This is a genomic window from Planctomycetota bacterium, from assembly GCA_016125255.1.
GTDB lineage: Bacteria > Planctomycetota > Phycisphaerae > Phycisphaerales > Zrk34 > RI-421.
In genome coordinates this window covers 363759-382009 of sequence record WGMD01000002.1, presented here as the reverse complement: position 1 = coordinate 382009, position 18251 = coordinate 363759, and the positions used below count along the sequence as shown (strand labels likewise).

The 18251-nt window shown below is 63.7% G+C and carries 15 protein-coding genes; 12 read left to right on the top strand and 3 right to left on the bottom strand.

Annotated features, from left to right (window positions below; genetic code table 11):
- The first annotated feature begins 296 nt into the window (after positions 1-296).
- The 4 genes from GC162_02745 to GC162_02730 all read left to right on the top strand — a co-directional run bounded on the left by GC162_02745 (position 297) and on the right by GC162_02730 (position 6362).
- Complete coding sequence (locus tag GC162_02745; protein MBI1367552.1) at positions 297-983, top strand: DUF1956 domain-containing protein; 687 nt, start codon at positions 297-299, stop codon at positions 981-983.
- Entirely contained in the window at positions 980-2278 is a 1299-nt protein-coding gene (locus tag GC162_02740) for an efflux RND transporter periplasmic adaptor subunit (protein ID MBI1367551.1), read from the top strand. The genes GC162_02745 and GC162_02740 overlap by 4 nt, the downstream gene beginning before the upstream one ends.
- Positions 2271-5525, top strand: a complete 3255-nt coding sequence (locus GC162_02735) for an AcrB/AcrD/AcrF family protein (protein ID MBI1367550.1) — start codon at positions 2271-2273, stop codon at positions 5523-5525. Before GC162_02740 ends, GC162_02735 begins: the two co-directional genes overlap by 8 nt.
- Positions 5526-5792: 267 nt before the next feature.
- Complete coding sequence (locus tag GC162_02730; protein ID MBI1367549.1) at positions 5793-6362, top strand: HNH endonuclease; 570 nt, start codon at positions 5793-5795, stop codon at positions 6360-6362.
- 70 nt (positions 6363-6432) lie between these two features.
- On the opposite strand, the gene GC162_02725 is transcribed toward GC162_02730, so the two are convergent.
- The 3 genes from GC162_02725 to GC162_02715 all read right to left on the bottom strand — a co-directional run bounded on the left by GC162_02725 (position 6433) and on the right by GC162_02715 (position 8341).
- Positions 6433-6645, bottom strand: a complete 213-nt coding sequence (locus tag GC162_02725; GenBank protein ID MBI1367548.1) for a hypothetical protein — start codon at positions 6643-6645, stop codon at positions 6433-6435.
- Complete coding sequence (locus tag GC162_02720; GenBank protein ID MBI1367547.1) at positions 6638-6973, bottom strand: hypothetical protein; 336 nt, start codon at positions 6971-6973, stop codon at positions 6638-6640. The genes GC162_02725 and GC162_02720 overlap by 8 nt, the downstream gene beginning before the upstream one ends.
- A gap of 90 nt (positions 6974-7063) precedes the next feature.
- Positions 7064-8341 carry a glucuronate isomerase gene (locus GC162_02715; GenBank protein ID MBI1367546.1) on the bottom strand — a complete coding sequence of 426 codons (1278 nt, stop codon included), beginning with the start codon at positions 8339-8341 and terminating at the stop codon, positions 7064-7066.
- Positions 8342-8605: 264 nt separating this feature from the next.
- Here GC162_02715 and GC162_02710 point away from each other — a divergent pair, with 264 nt between their 5' ends.
- The 8 genes from GC162_02710 (at position 8606) to GC162_02675 (ending at position 18246) form a co-directional block, all read left to right on the top strand.
- Entirely contained in the window at positions 8606-9160 is a 555-nt protein-coding gene (locus tag GC162_02710) for a sigma-70 family RNA polymerase sigma factor (protein ID MBI1367545.1), read from the top strand.
- Positions 9150-10730 carry a hypothetical protein gene (locus tag GC162_02705; protein MBI1367544.1) on the top strand — a complete coding sequence of 527 codons (1581 nt, stop codon included), beginning with the start codon at positions 9150-9152 and terminating at the stop codon, positions 10728-10730. Before GC162_02710 ends, GC162_02705 begins: the two co-directional genes overlap by 11 nt.
- On the top strand, positions 10727-12172 hold the full coding sequence (locus GC162_02700) for a PEP-CTERM sorting domain-containing protein (GenBank protein ID MBI1367543.1): 1446 nt from the start codon (positions 10727-10729) through the stop codon (positions 12170-12172). Before GC162_02705 ends, GC162_02700 begins: the two co-directional genes overlap by 4 nt.
- Positions 12173-12186: 14 nt before the next feature.
- Positions 12187-12951 (top strand): hypothetical protein, encoded by a 765-nt coding sequence (locus GC162_02695; GenBank protein MBI1367542.1) that lies wholly within the window; start codon positions 12187-12189, stop codon positions 12949-12951.
- A gap of 17 nt (positions 12952-12968) precedes the next feature.
- A complete protein-coding gene (locus GC162_02690; GenBank protein ID MBI1367541.1) occupies positions 12969-13862 on the top strand; it encodes a hypothetical protein in 894 nt (297 codons plus the stop codon).
- A gap of 9 nt (positions 13863-13871) precedes the next feature.
- Positions 13872-14609, top strand: a complete 738-nt coding sequence (locus GC162_02685; protein ID MBI1367540.1) for a prepilin-type N-terminal cleavage/methylation domain-containing protein — start codon at positions 13872-13874, stop codon at positions 14607-14609.
- Between the two features lie 89 nt (positions 14610-14698).
- Positions 14699-15478 carry a prepilin-type N-terminal cleavage/methylation domain-containing protein gene (locus GC162_02680; GenBank protein ID MBI1367539.1) on the top strand — a complete coding sequence of 260 codons (780 nt, stop codon included), beginning with the start codon at positions 14699-14701 and terminating at the stop codon, positions 15476-15478.
- Positions 15268-18246, top strand: a complete 2979-nt coding sequence (locus GC162_02675; protein ID MBI1367538.1) for an FAD-dependent oxidoreductase — start codon at positions 15268-15270, stop codon at positions 18244-18246. The genes GC162_02680 and GC162_02675 overlap by 211 nt, the downstream gene beginning before the upstream one ends.
- Positions 18247-18251 lie beyond the last annotated feature (5 nt).

Below are 18251 nucleotides of genomic sequence, written 5' to 3'. Positions count from 1 at the left end.
TCAGCACGAAGCAGACCGGCGAGGCCCAGCACAGCGAGCAGGGCCCACGCACACGCGCGGCGGGTAGAAGTTTGGTTCATCCGCCCATCGTAGGGCGCGGGGGCGACCGCGCCAACCGCGGCGGTCCCTTGCCGCGGGTGCGCCCGCCTCGTCCCACCCATCGGGGCGGCGGACCCTGCGATAATTGCATCTCTTTAGAAATCAATCGCTTGCGATGATGCGTTTCAATGGCTTGTCTGAGTCGAACGTATGTTTTATATTATGGGAACCTCGAATGACCTGGACAGGAGCGCCTCATGACACGTTCACTCATTGCACCCAAGGGACCCATCAGCACGCTCAGCGGCCCGGAGCAGACGCGTATCCGGCTGCTCGACGCGGCCGAGTCGCTTTTCGCCGAGCATGGGTACGCCAAGGCGTCGGTGCGCGACATCACACAGGCGGCCCGATCGAACCTCGCCTCCGTCAATTACCACTTCGGGTCCAAGGATGAACTTTACAAGGCGGTGTTCGAGCGCCGGCTGGCGGAACTGCGGCAGGAGCGCGAGGAAGCGGTGCACGGCGTGGCGGAGCAGGCGGCCAAGTCCAAGGACGTCGCCCTCGTGCTGCGGGCGTTCACCAAGGCGTTTCTGACGCCGCTGTCGGACCCGAAGCGCGGGAAGATGATGCTGCAACTTTTCATGCGCGAGATGAACGATCCGCATCTGCCATCGGGGATGTTCCTGGATCGCATGACCGGGCCGATGGAGAAGCTCATGGGCGAGGCGATCGTGCGGGCGTGTCCGGGCATCGACCGGGCGGAGGCGGCGCTATGCTTCCACTCGCACGTCGCGCAGCTCGTGCACATCGTGCAGATGTGGAAGATGGCCAGCGAGAGCGGGCGGACGGACGGACCGATGGCGGACATGGACAAGGCGGTGGATCACGTAGTTCGGTTCACGGCCGCGGCGATCACGGCATTGGCGAAGGAAGGCGGCGCATGAAGCGGCGTGAGTCGGGTTCGATGATGCAGGCGCTGGGCGTTTTGTGCGTGCTGGGTGTCAGCGCGGCGATTGCGGTGCTGCTCGCGCTGTCGCGTCAGGCGCCGCCGAAGGAAGCGCCGGTGCATGTCGGGCCGCTGGTCGATGTGATGACGATCGCGCATGCGGACGTGCCGGTGACGATTCGCGGTCGCGGGACGGTGGCGGCTCAGGTGCGGGCGCAGATCGTGCCGCAGGTCAGTGGTCGCGTGGTGAAGCTGCATCCGTCGATGGTCAGCGGGGGATTCATCAAGGCGGGGCAGTCGCTTTTTGAAATCGACCCGACGGACTACACGCTCGCCGAGTCGACCGCCGCCGCGCAGCTCGCCCAGGCACAGGCCGCCCGCGCCACCGCCGACGCCCAGCTCGCCGATGCGCAGGCCCGGCTCCACGATGCGCAGCTCGACATGACGCGCACGAAGGAACTGGCCGACCGCAACGTCGCCACATCGCGCGAAGTCGAAAAAGCGCAGGTCGCCCTCGACATCGCCAAGGCCGTCCAGTCGCGTGCTCAGGCGCAGGTCGCCACCGCCGCGGCGCAGATCTCCTCCGCTCAGCTCGCTCTCGAAAAGGCCCGGCTCGATGTGTCGCGCACGCGGGTGACGCTGCCTTTCGACGCTGTGATCAGCCGGGAAACCGTCGATGAAGGGCAGACGCTCATGGCCGGCCAGGCCGTCGGCGAGGCCTACGGGACCGACGCCGTCGAGATCGCCGTGCCGCTCGAAGACAACGACCTGAAGTGGCTCAGTCACGTCCCCGTCGCCGGCACGACCGCGCCGGACGCCGATCCGATCGACGCGGTGGTCAAGGCGGAACTGATGGGCCGCGCCTGCGAATGGGCGGGCAAGGTTGTGCGAACGGAGGCGGAGGTCGATGCCAAATCGCGCATGATGCACATCGTCGTCGAAGTGGATCACCCGTTCACCGGCGCTAACGAACATCGCGCCCCGCTCGTCCCCGGCGCGTTCGTCGACGTCGACATTGCCGGCAAGGTCATGTCGCACGTCGCCCCGATTCCCCGCTCCGCGCTGCGCAATGAGGCGCAGGTCTGGCTCGCCAAAGACGGCGCGCTCAAGATCGTCCCCGTGCAGGTCGCCCGGCGCGATCGCGACACCGTGTACATTCAGGACGGCCTGACCGACGGCGACCAACTCATCACCAGCGCCATCGACACCGTGACCGACGGCATGATGATCCGCGTGCCCGAACAGAAGGTCGCCGCCGCCCCCGCAGCGGGCAGCGCATCGCCCCATGAGTGAACCCATCCTCCCGCCCACGCTCAGCAACACCGAACGCCGCATTCTCGAAAAGAACGGTCCGCTCTCGTGGTTCGCACGCAACAGCGTCGCCGCCAACCTGCTCATGCTCATGGTCCTCACCGGCGGCGTCATCTCCATGGTCCGCATGCGCATGGAGGTCTTCCCCGAGATCGATCAGCAGAAGATCATCGTCACCGTCCCCTACCTCGGCGCGTCCCCCGCGGAAGTCGAAGAGGGCGTCTGCGTCCGTGTCGAGGAAGCCCTCGCCGGGATCGACGGCGTCAAACGACTCCGCTCCACCGCCATGGAGGGCTCCGGCGCCGTCATCGTCGAACTCGAAGACTACGCCTCCATGCGCAAAGTCCTCACCGACGTCGAAGCCGCCGTCGACCGCATCTCGACTTTCCCGAAAGAGACGGAAAAGCCCGTCATTTCCGAAGTGACCAATCGCGTGCAGGTGCTCAGTCTCGTCGTCTACGGCCAGGTGGGCGAACGCACGCTCAAAGCCCTCGCCGACCAGATCCGCGACGACCTGACGACGATGCCCAACATCTCGCAGGCGGAAGTCACCGGCATGCGACCTTTCGAAGTCGGCGTCGAAATCTCCGAAGACGCGCTTCGCAAATACGGCATGACCTTCGACCAGGTCGCCGACGCCGTCCGACAAGCGTCCCTCGACCTGCCGGGCGGATCGGTGAAGAGCGTCGGCGGCGAAATCCTCCTGCGCACCAAGGGACAGCGATACACCGGCCGGGAGTTCGAGGACATCATCCTCATGAGCCGGCCCGACGGCACGGTGCTGCGCCTCGGCGACGTGGCGAAGATCCAGGACGCCTTCGCCGACACGGATGTGTCCACCTATTACGACGGCCATCGCGCCGCGGTCATCAATATCTTCCGCGTCGGCGAGCAGGACGCCATCGACGTGGCCCGGACCGTCAAGAAATACGTCGCCGAGCACGAAGCGATGATGCCCAAGGGCGTGCACCTGGATACGTGGTTCGACCGCAGCACCTACCTTCAGGGCCGCATCGATCTGCTCACGCGCAATGCCATGTACGGCCTCATCCTCGTGTTCGTGTGCCTGGCGCTCTTTCTGGATTTGAAGCTGGCGTTCTGGACCACGATGGGGATTCCGATTTCGTTCATGGGCGCGTTCTGGGTTTTGTCGCAGATGGGTATGACGATCAACATGATCTCGCTCTTCGCGTTCATCATCGTGCTGGGCATCGTCGTGGACGATGCGATCGTCGTGGGCGAGAACATCTTCGAGCATCGCCAGCGCGGGATGGACCCGATCAAGGCGTCAATCCTCGGCGTGCGAGAGATGGCGATCCCCGTGACGTTCGCGGTATTGACGACGGTCGTGGCGTTTTTGCCGCTGCTCTTCACCGCCGGCGACATCGGCAAGATCGTCAGCTTCATGCCGATGGTCGTCATCAGCGTGCTGCTCATCTCGCTCACGGAAGCGTTGTTGATCCTGCCATCGCATCTGGCGACGCCTTTGCACACGGGGCGCTACGGGCCGATCGGTCGGTTGCAGGATCACGTGCGCGATGGGTTCAACTGGTTCGTGAACGGGCCGTATCTTCGAGCGCTGGCGTGGTGCATCCGGCAGCGTTATCTGGCGACGGCGATCGGCGTGGGCGTGATGGTGATCGTGTTCGGATTGGTGGCGGGCGGGCACATCAAGTTCGTGTTCTTCCCGAAGATCGATTCGGACAACGTCGTCGCCGTGCTCGCCATGCCGCAGGGCACGCCCGCCGAGGAAACCCGCAAAGTCGTCGAGCGCATCGAAGCCGCCGCCGAGCGCGTCCGCAAGAAGCTCGACGCCGTGACCCCGGCCGATCATCCGACGATGTTCCGCCATATTTCGACGACGGTCGGCCAGCGCCCGTTCAAGGACCTCGTCGGCGGGGCGGGCGGGCCGTCGATCATCCGCACCAGCGATTCGCACCTGGCCGAGGTCAACATCGAACTGCTGGACACGGAGCATCGAAACATTTCCAGCGAGACGATCGGCGCGATGTGGCGCGAAGAGGTCGGGCCGATTCCGGGGGTGTCGAGTCTGGTGTTCGTCAGCTCGTTTTTCTCAGCGGGCGATGCGGTGAATGTCGAGCTGGCGCACCGCGATTTCGACAAGCTGCTGGCGGCGGTGGACGTACTGAAGACGAAGCTCAGTTCTTTCGCCGGCGTGACGGATATCGCCGACTCGTTCGAGCCGGGCAAACAGGAGATCAAGCTCGCCATCACGCCCGAAGGCCGGGCGCTGGGGCTCACGCTCGCCGACCTGGCGCGGCAGGTGCGGCAGGGTTTCTACGGCGAGGAAGCGCAGCGGATCCAGCGCGGGCGCGATGACATCAAGGTGATGGTGCGCTACCCGGAGGAAGGGCGGAAGAGTCTGGCGGATTTGGAGAACATGCGCATCCGCACCGCCGCCGGCGCGGAGGTTCCCTTCCGCACGGTCGCCGAGGTCACGGTCGGTCAGGGCTACGCGCAGATTCAGCGCGCCGACCGCCGGCGGATCGTATCGGTGACTTCGGATGTCAATGAAGCGGACGGCAACGCCGACGAGATCAACAAGGAGCTGCGCGAGAAGGTGCTGCCGCAACTGGCGCGCGATTTTCCGGGACTGACCTACAGCTTCGAAGGCGCCCAGCGCGAGCAGAACGAATCGATGGATTCGCTCAAGTGGAATTTCGTGGTCGCGCTATTGGGCATCTTCGGCCTGCTAGGCATTCAGTTCAAAAGCTACATTCAGCCCTTGATCGTCATGTCGGCGATTCCGTTCGGCCTCGTCGGCGCGACGCTGGGGCATATTTGCATGGGCCTCTTGCTCGACGGAACGCCGATGCCGCTCTCGTTCCTGTCGGGCTTCGGCGTCGTCGCGCTGACGGGCGTCGTCGTTAATGACTCGCTCATCATGATCGACTACATCAACCGGGCGCGCGGCGAAGGCGTGCCGCTTTCGCAGGTCATCCTCGATTCGGGCACGCGCCGGTTCCGACCGATCATGCTCACCACCGCGACGACGTTCTGCGGCCTGACGCCGATGCTGCTGGAGCGCTCGCTTCAGGCGCGCTTCCTCGTGCCGATGGCGGTCAGCTTAGGGTGGGGCGTCTTGTTCTCGACGGCGATCACGCTGCTGTTGGTGCCGACGCTTTACATGATTCTCGAAGACCTCAAGACATGGATCGGCGTCGCGGCCGCACCGGTGGAAGCGCCGGTCAACGAAGCGTCCATTTAGCGGCGGGGCTTGCCCCGCGTTGCACGATGCGACCGCCGCGCGGGGCAAGCCCCGCCGCTAAATGAACGGCCGCTTCGCCAAATTGCCACGGGCGAACGAATGACCATTTCTGAACGTAGAATTAGCACGCACGGGGACTGAGGGTGATTGCCAACGCCTGCCCTGGCCGATAAGATCATCGGACTTGAACCCCGGTGCTGGAGGTCCTTTGTGATCGTACAGACCACAGGTTTGAATTCGAGCGTGCTGGTGCTTAATCGCCTGTACATGGCGATCCGTGTCACCAGCGCCCGCCGCGCCTTTTCGCTTCTGTGTCGCGATATGGCGGAGGTCGTCAACTTCGACGAAGGCACGTTCAACAGCTACGACTTCGATTCGTGGATGGAGCTGAGCCAGTACCGCGAGCTGTTCACGCCCGATTACGACTGGGTCAAGACGATGCGTCTGCACATCGCCGTGCCGAAGATCATCCGGTTGCACGGCTACGATCGCCTGCCGGCGCAGACCGTCAAGCTCAATCGCCGCAATCTCTACGCGCGCGATCACAACATGTGTCAGTACTGCGGCAGGAAGTTCCCGACGCAGGAACTGACGCTCGACCATGTCACGCCGCGCCGACTTGGGGGGCAGAGCACATGGACGAATCTCGTCTGCGCGTGCGTCGCCTGCAACAGCCGCAAGGGCGGTCGCACGCCGGCGCAGGCGAACATGAAGCTCATCACCAAGCCGGTCCAGCCCAAGCGCAATCCGGTCATCAGTCTCCGCCTCGGGCAGGACAAGTACGCGTGCTGGCAGACGTTCCTCGACAATGCGTACTGGTCCGTCGAACTCAAGTGATCGATGGACGCACTGACGGAATCCGTGGTACGGCCGCCCTCGGCCGTGCTTTTTTTGTGAAGTCGATTCGTCACGCCCCCGGGCGCGGGCCCCAGGTTTTGACGATCGCGCCGGAGAGGACCGCGACGGCGACGACGCCGTAGAACCACGGCGAGATCGTGTTGGTCAGGTTGGTGACGATCGCCACCGGTTGCACGGTGGATTCGAGGTCTTCGGGAAAAGCGATGAAGTACACCAGCGCCGCGGCGGCGAGGATGCAAACGCTTCGTTTGACGTCAGACATGGTCCGCCTCCTTCGGCGTTTCAGCGCCGGCGGAACATCCGGCGGCGCGCGTGTTGAGGACGATGACGCTCACGCCGCCGAGCACCAGCAGGAAGCCGACCTTCATGATGAACCCCGCCAGCGCCATGACCGGCGCCAGCCCCAGCAGACTGTAACCGATGCCGAGCATCATCAGCTCGATGCCCCAGACGGTGAGCGTCATGCCGATTTTCTCGGTCTTTTTGCTCGAGAACCACAGGAGAAAAAGGAACACCGCCGTGAGCACGATGTACATGAAATAATGCTCCGGCTGCACGCGGAACATATCGCTTTGGGCGAGCACGACCATGGCCGAACCTCCAAAGTTGAATTGTCAATGAAACACCCTGACCGCGCGAAGATCATCGCGCGCGCCGGGCGGGCTGTCAACGACTTTCTTTCAGCGCTTCAGGAAGTTGAGGAAATTGTCGCGGAGGAACAGGCGGACGTCGCGTGCGATTTCGTCGGCGGTGACGAGCCAGCCGGTGGCGGCCAGGTCGGTGTATTTGTCGGTGAGGACTTTGCCGATCACGGCGCGGCTGTGCTCCCATTTGTAGGCAAGTTGTTCGAGGACGCGGCAGTCGGAGTGTTGCGGGATGAAGCTTGTGCCGAGCAGTTCGCAGCGCATGCGGGTGATTTCCTCGATGAGCATCGGGTTGTTGAGGAACCACCAGCAGCCGAAGATCATCAGGTTGCCGAACTTGCGGGCGCAGACGGCCAGCTCGTGCTGATTCTCGCGGCTGAGCATGGTGACGAGGAATTTGTTGTCGGGGAACGCGCGGCACAGGTCGGCAAGCGAGGGGACATCGGACTTGAAGCCCATGTCGCCGGCGTCACCGAGCGCGGGGTTCACGCCGCGCTGCGAGCCGATCATCATGGCGAAGGGCATGTTGCGTTCGGCGCACACCGGCAGGACGCACTCGCTGAGAATCCGATTGCCGCTCGCCCACTTGTCCGCGCCGGGCTGATCGCCGAAGCGGTAGCCCGGCGGGAGCGACACGGCGGCGTAGATCGACTTGGTGCCGTCGAGCCACTTGCGCAGGAACTTTTTCACTTCCTCGACGGTCTTGTCATCGATCTGCTTCGACACGTCATAGCCCCATGCCCCGAGCTTCGCCGCGGCGCCGGGCCAGTCGCACAGCAAGGGATCGAAACGAAGCACCGCCTTGAAGCGCGGGTCATCGCCGACGTGCGGATTCCTGAGCCAGCGCTGCCGCTCGTTGTCATCGAACACGGCGTTGGTCATCGTGATCGATTCGACGTTGGAAATCTCCATCACGCGGTCGATGTGCGTGCTGGCGTCCTGCGACTCGAACCAGCTTCGATAACCGGCCAGGTCGCGATCGGCGGGGTCGAGGCCGAGCTTGGAGAGACAGGTGAGAACGCCGCGACAGGATTCGGAGATGGGGCTGCGCTCGATGAAGAGCTTTTGCCAAATCAGGTCGGCCTGGGCGGACTTGGACATGGCCCAGAAGTCTTCAATGGTCAGTTCCTCGGGACGGACGACGCGGAAGAGTTCGGCGACGAGGTAGTGGTAGGTGAGCAGTTGATCGATACCGAAAAGCATGAGCCCGGTGGGGTCGCCGGTCGAGGGGGAGCCGAAGGAGGGGGGGTACAGGTGCGTGTGCAGGTCGATGATGGGCTGAGCGGCGATGGCGCCGGCGACGGCGGCGGGAATGGCGGCGGGGTCGTTGGCGAACAGGGATTTGGGCATCGTGGGGTCTCTTTTGGGCGTAAACAGGCCGCAAGCGGCCTCGCTAAACGGGTTGGGGGTATCGTAGACGAATGTCAGTAGGGGGCAATCCCCATTTTTTTTCGCGGGATTCCGGATATTTTTGAGTATGGTGAAGCTGGGCAAAAAAAGTTGAGGTGATTCGCTTCGCGGCTGCACAATCGGGGGCGGGTCGGATCATATAGAGGTGAGACCACGTCACGCTGGAGCATGAGAGTGTCCGTCGATTCCCGCACATTCATTCAGATTCTGGTCAAGGACCAGCACCGCCTGCTGGCGTATGTGCAGGCGATCGTGACGGACGACCATCTGTCGGAAGACGTTGTGCAGGAAGTATTTGCGCTGGCGTTCGAGCGGATGACGACCTTTAATGACGCCAATCATCTGCTGGCCTGGCTTCGCGAGACGGCTCGTCGTAAGTCCTTGGAAATGATCAGGAAGTCGCGTCGTCAGCCGCGGGTTTTCGATGAGAAGCTTTTGGATTTGCTTGAAGGGCATTGGCGGATGGTGGAGCCGGCGGAGGCGAATGTGATGCTCGAGGCGCTGCGGCGTTGTCTGAGCGAGCTGGCCCCGTTCGCGCGGGAATTGATCGATGTGCGTTATGGGAAGGGGCTGACGGGGCAGGCGCTGGCGGAGGCGCTCGGCCGCAAGTTCAACACGGTGTATTCGACGCTGACCCGGACGCATCTGGCGCTGGCCGAGTGCATTCGGGCGCAACTTTCGGGTGATTCGACGGACGCAGGGGGCTCGCTCCATGACTCATGAGCAGCATGAAATTCCGATTCGTGATGAAAGCGCCATGCGATTGGCGGAACTGTCGGTGCGTCATCTGGACGGCGTGGCGGAGGCGGCGGAGTTCGACGAGCTGACGCGCCTGCTCGAAGCGTCGCCGGAGAACCGGCAGATGTTCGTGACGCTGAGCATGCAGTGGCGGCTGGTGCGGCACGTGATCTCGCCGCAGCTTCTATTGGACGCGGCGCGGGCGTCGCACGAGGCGGAGGCGGAAACGGAAATCGACATGCCGGCGGCGCGCGGCGGATGGCGCATCGGCCCGGTCGTGGGCGGGGGACTGATCGCGGCGATGCTCGCCATCGTGGCGACGATCGTCCTTTGGCGCACGCTGCCCGATGGGAACAACAACAGGCCGGTCAACACGCCGCAGGTCGCGCTCATCAGCGACATGCAGCGCGTCGTCTGGGGCACGACGGGCGAAGCGATGGACGTCGGCGCGGAACTGCATCCGCAGTCGATCGACATCCGCTCCGGCTCGCTTCAGGTCATGTTCAGCAGCGGCGCGGTGGTGACCTTGCACGGCCCGGTGCGATTCGATCTGACCGATCGCAACAGCGGATATCTGCGGGAAGGGAAGCTGACGGCTTGGGTCCCCGCCGACGCGCGCGGGTTCACCATCGCCGCCCCCGGCGCCGCCGTCGTCGACCTCGGCACCGAATTCGCCATGAGCGTCGATCCCGTCGGCGGGACGCAGGTGCATGTGTTTGACGGGCTGGTCCGCACGCAGCTCATGGACCCCAAGGGCAGGATCACCTTCCAGCGCGACCTGGCCAAAGGTCAGACCGCGCAGCTCGATGCGGTGTCGCGCACCGTGACGCTCATCGAAGCCGAGCCCGATCAGTTCTATGCGGATCAGAAGATCAACGACGCGGCGTACAGCGCGGCGGTGTCGACGAGCAAGCCGTGGGCGTACTGGCCGCTGGTTGCGATCGCCGGGCACGGCCCGCTGACGGACCTGGGCGCGGCCGGGCATGCACTCAAGGCCGCGCCGACGGCGGCGGCACAGATGCACGAGCATCCGGACAAGTCGCTTCAGTTCGACGGACAGACGATTCTCGATCTGGGCAATCAGGGCGATTGGGGTCTGGCCAGGTCCAAGGCGTTCACGGTCGAAGCATGGGTCTGGCCGGGCATGATGAATACCGAGGGCCTCGTGCTGCTGGCGGAGCCGGGCACTTCGGCGGCGGGCTGGTCGCTGGTGTATCACCCGACGGATTCGCTGGGCGGACACATGGTGATGCGGCTCCTGGGCGTGAACGATCTGGCGTTCGAGGATGTTCGGATCGCGCGCGGGCGATGGACGCATGTGGCGGTCGTGGTCAACGAATCGGGCGCGGGCGAGTTGTACGTCGACGGTCAGGCGCGGCAGTCGCTGCCGGGTCGCGGATCGCTCGTGCCTTCAAGCGGGCGCGAATATGTGAAGGTCGGCGGGCGCGCCGCGGGTCTGCGATGGGTCGGCCGACTGAGCCATCTGAGCTATTTCGATCGCGCCTTGAGCGCGCAGGAGATCGGCGAGCACTATCAATCGGGAGAAGCGCCATGAGAAATGAAACGCAACAACGGCAATGCGCCCAACGCCTCGGACTGGCAGCGATTGTGTGCGCGCTGCTGATGGTCTCCACTTCCTCCGCCGCCGTGCTCTACGACACCACATTTCCTGAATCGACCGGCATCTTGCCGACAAGCTGGGTGCTGATCTCCGGGTCCAACGCGGATCCGGGCTGGCATGTCGACAGCGGCAACTATGTTTACAACGGCACGAGCCCGGCCTTCCCCGCCTCCGTGCTCGACTTCGCCACGGTCTTCACCGACGGCTCGACGGCGGGCAATCTCGTGGAAGCGATCTACAGCGCGCAGTTCAGCAAGACCGGACCGCTCACCGGCCTCGTCGCTCATCACAACGCGGCCGGCGACGTCTACTATCACGCCCGCATCAATGGCAACAATCTTGAAATCTACCGCTTTAACGGCGGGACCGGGCTGCTCGCCTCCGCGGCGATCGCGCCGGCGGATCAGTATGTGACGGGGCAGACCTGGACCATTGCGATGACCACGCTCGGCGGCAAGGACGCCGTGCAGGTCGGGGCGCTGCTCTACGACGAGAATGGGAAGCTCGTCGCGCAGGCCCGCACCACCGACAACAATGCCCTCCGCCTCACCAGCGGCACCGCCGGCGTCCGCGGCGGCGACACCTCGTCGTGGGAAACCTTCAACATCAGCACGCCCAAGTCCGTCACCACCGCCGTCGGCAACGGCGCCGACACTTACGTCGAATTCCGCACCGACGCCGCCTCCTCCGCCATCACCAACTTCGGCAACGCCACCACGGCGCTTGTCAAGGCCGGCGTCGACATCTCGCCCGCCCGCGAGATTTATCGCAAGTCCTACCTCCGCTTCGACACCAGCGCGTTCGGCCATGCGCCCGTCTTCAGCGCCAGTCTGGACCTGCAGACCAACGGCAACAACAGCACCGGCGTGTCCTTTACCGTCTACGGTCTGAACAACGGCGCAACCGGCGACGCCGCCCCCGGCAGCGGCGGATGGATCGAAGGCAACGGCGGAACCGACAACAGCCCCGCCGGCGAAATCACCTGGAACAACGCCCCCGCCAACAGCACCGCCAACAACGTCGACCTCGCCAGCGCCACACTGCTGGGCACGTTCACCGGCGGCGTCAATGACGAACAACTCCGCTTCACCAGCGAAGCCCTCGTCAACTTCCTCAACGCCGACACCAACAATCTTGTGACCTTCATCATCGTGCAGACGACCGCCGGCGGCTTCGGTGCGACGAACTTCCTGCAGTTCGACACCAAGGAGCAGTCCGGCGGCGTCGCGCCGAAGTTGAGTCTTGTCCTGATCCCCGAGCCGACGTCGTTGGCTCTGTTCGTGACCATGCTGCTGGCGCTCGTGCGCCGGCGGCGCGAGCCGGTCGCGGTCTGCGCCGCGGTCCGGAGCAAGTATCCGTCCGTAATGCGTTATTGAAAGGGAGTCCTGCAATGAGAATGCATCTGACCTTCGTCCGTGTGCTGGCCGTCTTCGCCCTCGCTCTCACCCTCGCCGCCGTCCCCGCGCCCGCCGCGACGATCACCGGCACGACCACTAACCTGTCCACCGTGACCTCCTTCGACCTGACGTCGCTCGGGCACGACGATTGGGCCTACTGGAACACCACCGCCGCCAGCGGCCACTCCGGCGCTCCGACCAATGAGAAAAACGGCGCGTCCCTCATCAACTCCATGTCGATCGTCGGCTCCGGCACGCTTCGCGGCTCCAGTTCCTCCTCCCAGCCCAGAGCTTCTTACAGCTTCACCAACGGCACTTCGCCCGCAAGCGGCTCCGTCGCTCAGGCGACCGGCCTCTTCAGCACCGTCCTCGACACCAACGGCGTCGGCGTCAAGTTCACCATCACGCTCCCGACCGTCGACACCTACATCGTCAACGTCTGGGCCGGCGTCTTCGGCGGCACCGCGACCTTCACCGCCAGCATGACCGGCGCGACCAGCTTCACCAACGCCTTCACCGCCGCCAATCTCACGCCCAAACCCACCAACCAGTACCGCCTGTTCGTCACGCCCGACAACGCCAACGATGTGCTGACGATCTCGATGGTGATGACCGCGGACAACACCACGCAGGGCTCGTCGCAGGCCTTCATCACCGGCGCCGCCGTCACCGGCATCCCGACCCCCGCCGCCCTGCCCGCGGGTCTGACCCTTCTGTCCCTCGTCGGTCTGCGCCGCCGCGGCCGCATGCACGCTTGAATGGAGAAAACGTCCTTATGAGAATTTCGCACCAACTTCTGATCGCCGCCGCCCTGACGCTCATGCTCTGCGCCGGCTCCGCACGCGCGACCTTCGTCGCCGAGTACTTCAACAACTACGGCACCGTCGCCATCGACCGGCTCAACGGCCTCAATGGCGGCGTCGGCTGGGGAGGCGCATGGGTCGACAGCACCGGCGGCAACGTCGGCGTTTCCGGAAACCCCGGTTACGAGCCGAACCTTCAGACTTCGTTCACCAACGCCAACTACTCCACCGATGGCAATGAGTCGGACACCAACGACGGACGCGCCTTGATCGCCAGCACCGACTCGTCCGCGAGCATTATCCGCCGCTCCTTCCTGACGCCGCTGACCGGCACCATCTGGATGAGCGCTCTGGTGCGACACGCCTCCAATGTCGGCGGGGATGTGATCCTGTGGTTCGAAACACAGGGCTCCGGTTCGCAAGCCAATACATTCGTGGCCCTGCGCACCGGCGACGTGCCCACGATGCGCTACATGGGGACCAACACGACCTCCGCCGACCTCAACTCGTCGGGCACGAATCTTCTCTTCCTCGCCAAGATCGAACTGGACTACAGCGGCTCGTTCGACCGCATCAGCTTCTGGGTCAAGAACGAAGCGGCGAATCTGTCGAGCGAAGCGGCGCTCGGGTCGCCGCTGCTGACCAACTCCGGCATCGATGTGCTGGGCAACACGCTGACCTACATCGGCCTCTCCGGCGGCGGGGCGATCGGCAACGTCGACAGTCTCCGTTACGCCGATGGGCCTGATGCGCTGGCGCTCGTCCTGCGCGGCGCCAACGCGGTGCCCGCACCGCTGGCACTCCCCGCCGGTGCGATGCTCTTGGGCACGCTGGTCCTTCGCCGCCGAACGCGATCACGCAGCTAACAGGATGTCATGCGAAAACGCGCCTTCACATTGATCGAACTGCTCGTCGTCGTCAGCATCATCGCGCTGCTGATCGCCATCCTGCTTCCCGCCCTCGCCAAGGCGCGCGTCGAAGCCAAGCGCATCCTCTGCGGCACGCAGCAGAAGCAGATCGTCACCGCCGCCTTCGTCTATACCAATGACTACCACGGCATGCTGCCCTCCCGCGGCAACCTCGGCACCGGCGGAACGCTTCCGCATGTCACCACCGGCACCGCGGACATGAACAAGACCTTCTACAAACCCTACCTCGGCGTCCGCATCGTCACCACCGGCGGCACGCATCGCGAAGATGATGAACTGCTTTTCTGCCCCGGCGAACTCATCCAAGTCCGTTACCCCGGACTGGCCAGTCCCGACTACCGCTATTCGTTCATCACCTACCAGTACTTCGTGCAGTCCGACCGCGGCGCCACGCTCTGGCGACACAAACGCAACGGTCAGATCTATCAGCCCGACTTGTCGAGTCTGCAGGGCATGCCGCCGGGGCATTGGGCGCTTTACTCGTGCATCACGATCTCGTTCAGTCCGTCCTCGACGACCACCTGGCTTGGTCACGACTCGGCCAACTGGCGCGAGGCGCCCACCGGCCAGAACGCCGCGTTCTTCGACGGGTCCGTGGCGTGGGTGCCCAAGTCCGACCTGGAAGTGTACTGGTACGACGCGCCTTCCGGGCAGCAGTGGTATTGGCCCCTGCCGCACGACTGATACAGACAATCCCCGTGCGGGTTAGTCCCTATCACGGCGAACCCGGTTTGAATCGTATGATAAAGAGTGTCAAATCCTCGAGGACTTCCATGAAACGACGCGGTGAGGCATTCACGCTGATTGAGCTTCTTGTGGTCGTGGCGATCATCGCCATGCTGATCGCGGTGCTCCTGCCCGCCCTCAACAAGGCGCGGCTCGAAGCCAAGCGCGTCACTTGCGCCGCGCACCTGAAGCAGATGATCACCGGCGCGGTCGCCTACTCCATCGACTACAAAGGATGGGCGCCATACCGCGGCGGATTCAAACCCGGTTGGACCGGCGATCACTATCCCCACCTGACCTACATCACCGTCGCCCTCGGCGGACCGCAGAAAGCGTACGACCTCAACACGCAGTTCTTCAACAAGTATCTGGGCGTGCCGATTCTCAAGGACTCCTCCGGCAACAACGTCCGCGGCAGTGATGACATCCTATTCTGCTCCGGTCCGCTCGCACAAGTACGCTATCACGGTTGGTCCGGCTACGACTACCTCTACACATCGTATCAGTATTTCAACATGCCGCAGGTTTCCGGCACGGTCTGGACGCATTCCGGCACCGGCACGACCGTCGATCACCAGCCCGACCTGACCAAGTTCTCCGCCATGGAGCCCGGCCGATGGGCCATGTGGGGATGCATGACGCTTTCCAACGCCTCCGTGACGACGTGGATCGGTCACGATTCGCCCGTCACGCCCGATCCCCCGACCGGCATGAACGCCGCCTTCGTCGACGGCAGCGCCGGTTGGGTTGCCTGGCGGGACTGCGAGATGTATTACCAGCCGACATCGCTGAGCCAGAACTGGTGGTGGCCCAAGCCCATCGATTGATTGATCCTTCCCGTAGTGGCTTTGGCCCATCGGCCAAGGCGTTTTCGTCATTTCACCGGAGGCCCGACATGCGATTTGTTTCCATCGCGACGCTCATTCTCGCAGCGTCGTTTTCCGCCTGTTTCGCCGATCAACCCGCCGCGTCGAAACTCGTGGCGAACCTCGAAGCCGGCAGGCCGCGGCATCTGGTCGTGTATGGCACGAGTCTGACCGCCGCCGGCCCGTGGGTCGAGCAGCTTCGCCTCGCCATGCAGCGCCGCTACGGCGACCGGATTCAGATCACCAACTCCGGCGGCAGCGGGCAGAACAGCCGATGGGGCGTCGCCAATCTCGACGCCAAAGTCATCGACCTCAAGCCCGACGCCGTCTTCATGGAGTTCTCGATGAACGACGCGGCCGTCAAGTTCAATCTCTCCGTTGACGAAGCGAAGAAGAACTACCAGACGATGCTCGACCGCATCGCCGCTGCGCTGCCGGAGTGCGAAGTGTTCCTTGAAGTGATGAATCCCTGCGTGGGCTACGGCAAGGACAGCACGCACTATCGCGCCGACCTGCCGGGCTACTACCAGATGGTCCGCGACCTCGCCGCCGCGCGGCATCTGAAACTGATCGATCACGGGCCGACGTGGGATCACGTCCTCGCCAAAGGCGAAGCTTTCTATAAAACGTATGTCCACGACGGCGTTCACCCCGACGCCGCGGGCTGCGCGTTATATGTCACGCCGACGATTCTCGCGGACCTGGGCGTGCGCAGCGATGTCGTGATCTACGGCGGGACGAGCGCCGCCATGACCGCCGCGGTGCAGGTCAGAAACATGGGTAAAACCGTCATGGTCGTCAGCCCCGACACCCACCTCGGCGGGCTCACCAGCAGCGGGCTCGGCTTCACCGACACCGGCAACAAGTCCGTCATCGGCGGTCTTTCCCGCCAGTTCTATCATCGAATCTGGGAACATTACGATCAGGACGCTTCGTGGGTCTGGCAGAAAAAGGCCGAGTATGGCAACAAGGGGCAGGGCACCGAGGCGATCGACTCCAATCAGCGCACCATGTGGATCTTCGAGCCACACGCCGCGGAGGAGGTCTACGACAACTGGATGGTCGAGCTTCAGATCCCCGTCGTGCGCGACGCCTGGCTCGATCGCTCCGGCAAGGGCGTCGCCAAGGACGGTCAGCGCATCACATCGATCACCACGCTCGACGGCCGCACCTTCCGCGGGGCCCAGTTCATCGACGCCACCTACGAAGGCGACCTGATGGCCGCCGCCGGCGTGACCTACACGGTCGGCCGCGAATCGACCGAGCAGTACGGCGAAAAGTGGAACGGCATCCAGGTCGGCGTCCTGCATCACGGCCACCACTTCGCCAAGCCCGTCGATCCCTATGTCAAACCCGGCGACCCGGCCAGCGGCCTGCTGCCGCGCATCAGTGCCGATCCGCCGGGCGAATACGGCGCCGCCGACAAGCGCGTGCAGGCGTACTGCTTTCGTATGTGCCTGACGAACGTCGATGAAAATCGCATCCCGTTCCCGAAACCCGACGGTTACGACGCCGGTCAATACGAACTGCTTCTGCGCGTCTACGACACCGGCTGGCGCGAAACCTTCGGCAAGTTCGACCCGATCCCCAATCATAAAACCGACACCAACAACCACGGCCCCTTCAGCACCGACAACATCGGCTACAACTACGATTACCCCGAAGCGTCCTACGAACGCCGGCGCGAAATCGTCAGGGAACATGAAACCTATCAGAAGGGACTGATGTACTTCATCGCCAACGACCCGCGCGTGCCGGAGGAAACACGTAAGAAGATGGCGACGTACGGACTGCCCAAGGATGAGTTCATGGACAACGGCGGCTGGCCGCATCAGATTTATGTTCGCGAGGCCCGGCGCATGGTCGGCATGTATGTCATGACCGAAAATGAATTACTAAAACGCCGCCCCACGCCCGACTCGATCGGCATGGGCTCCTACACGATGGATTCGCACAACGTCGAGCGATATGTCAAACCCGATGGATTCGTTCAGAACGAAGGCGACATCGGCGTGAGCACCAATGGGCCTTATGAAATCGCATATGGAACAATTGTGCCGAAAGCAGGCGAATGCGAAAATCTGCTCGTACCGGTCGCGGTCTCCAGTTCGCATATTGCGTACGGTTCGATCCGCATGGAGCCGGTGTTCATGATCCTCGGGCAGAGCGCGGCGACGGCGGCGTGCATGTCGCTCGATGAGGGCATCCCGGTTCAGAAGCTCGCCTACGCCAAGCTGCGCGAGCAGCTCGTGGACGATGGCCAGGTGCTCGACGGCTCCGACGCGCGCAACGCCGCCGGCGGCGTCGATGTGAAGCAGCTCAAGGGCATCGTCATCGACGACGCACAGGCGAAGTTGACCGGCCATTGGACTGCTTCGTCGGCCGTCGGCCCGTTCGTCGCCAACGGCTATCGCCACGACGGGGCTGCGGGCAAAGGCATGTCGGCCGTATTCGAGACGAAGCTGCCGGAAGCGGGCAAGTATGAAGTGCGCTTCTCGTACACCGACAACGCCAATCGTTCCGCGGCCGTGCCCGTGACGATTCATCACGCCGGCGGGAACACGGTGGTCAAGGTCGACGAACGCACCGCGCCGCCGATCGACAAACTCTGGGTCTCGCTGGGCGTCTTCGAATTCGCCGCCGGCGAGCCGGCGACGGTGTCGATCAGCAACGAAGGGCTCGACGGTTATGTTGTAATCGACGGCGTTCAGTTTATCCCTGCAAAATGAGGCAA

Coding starts and splice junctions, on each gene's coding strand:
- GC162_02690 (MBI1367541.1), top strand. CDS start 12,969: ATGAGAATTTCGCACCAACTTCTGATCGCCGCCGCCCTGACGCTCATG.
- GC162_02745 (MBI1367552.1), top strand. CDS start 297: ATGACACGTTCACTCATTGCACCCAAGGGACCCATCAGCACGCTCAGC.
- GC162_02695 (MBI1367542.1), top strand. CDS start 12,187: ATGAGAATGCATCTGACCTTCGTCCGTGTGCTGGCCGTCTTCGCCCTC.
- GC162_02710 (MBI1367545.1), top strand. CDS start 8,606: ATGAGAGTGTCCGTCGATTCCCGCACATTCATTCAGATTCTGGTCAAG.
- GC162_02730 (MBI1367549.1), top strand. CDS start 5,793: ATGGCGATCCGTGTCACCAGCGCCCGCCGCGCCTTTTCGCTTCTGTGT.
- GC162_02680 (MBI1367539.1), top strand. CDS start 14,699: ATGAAACGACGCGGTGAGGCATTCACGCTGATTGAGCTTCTTGTGGTC.
- GC162_02740 (MBI1367551.1), top strand. CDS start 980: ATGAAGCGGCGTGAGTCGGGTTCGATGATGCAGGCGCTGGGCGTTTTG.
- GC162_02705 (MBI1367544.1), top strand. CDS start 9,150: ATGACTCATGAGCAGCATGAAATTCCGATTCGTGATGAAAGCGCCATG.
- GC162_02685 (MBI1367540.1), top strand. CDS start 13,872: ATGCGAAAACGCGCCTTCACATTGATCGAACTGCTCGTCGTCGTCAGC.
- GC162_02725 (MBI1367548.1), bottom strand. CDS start 6,645: ATGTCTGACGTCAAACGAAGCGTTTGCATCCTCGCCGCCGCGGCGCTG.
- GC162_02735 (MBI1367550.1), top strand. CDS start 2,271: ATGAGTGAACCCATCCTCCCGCCCACGCTCAGCAACACCGAACGCCGC.
- GC162_02720 (MBI1367547.1), bottom strand. CDS start 6,973: ATGGTCGTGCTCGCCCAAAGCGATATGTTCCGCGTGCAGCCGGAGCAT.
- GC162_02675 (MBI1367538.1), top strand. CDS start 15,268: ATGGGCCATGTGGGGATGCATGACGCTTTCCAACGCCTCCGTGACGAC.
- GC162_02700 (MBI1367543.1), top strand. CDS start 10,727: ATGAGAAATGAAACGCAACAACGGCAATGCGCCCAACGCCTCGGACTG.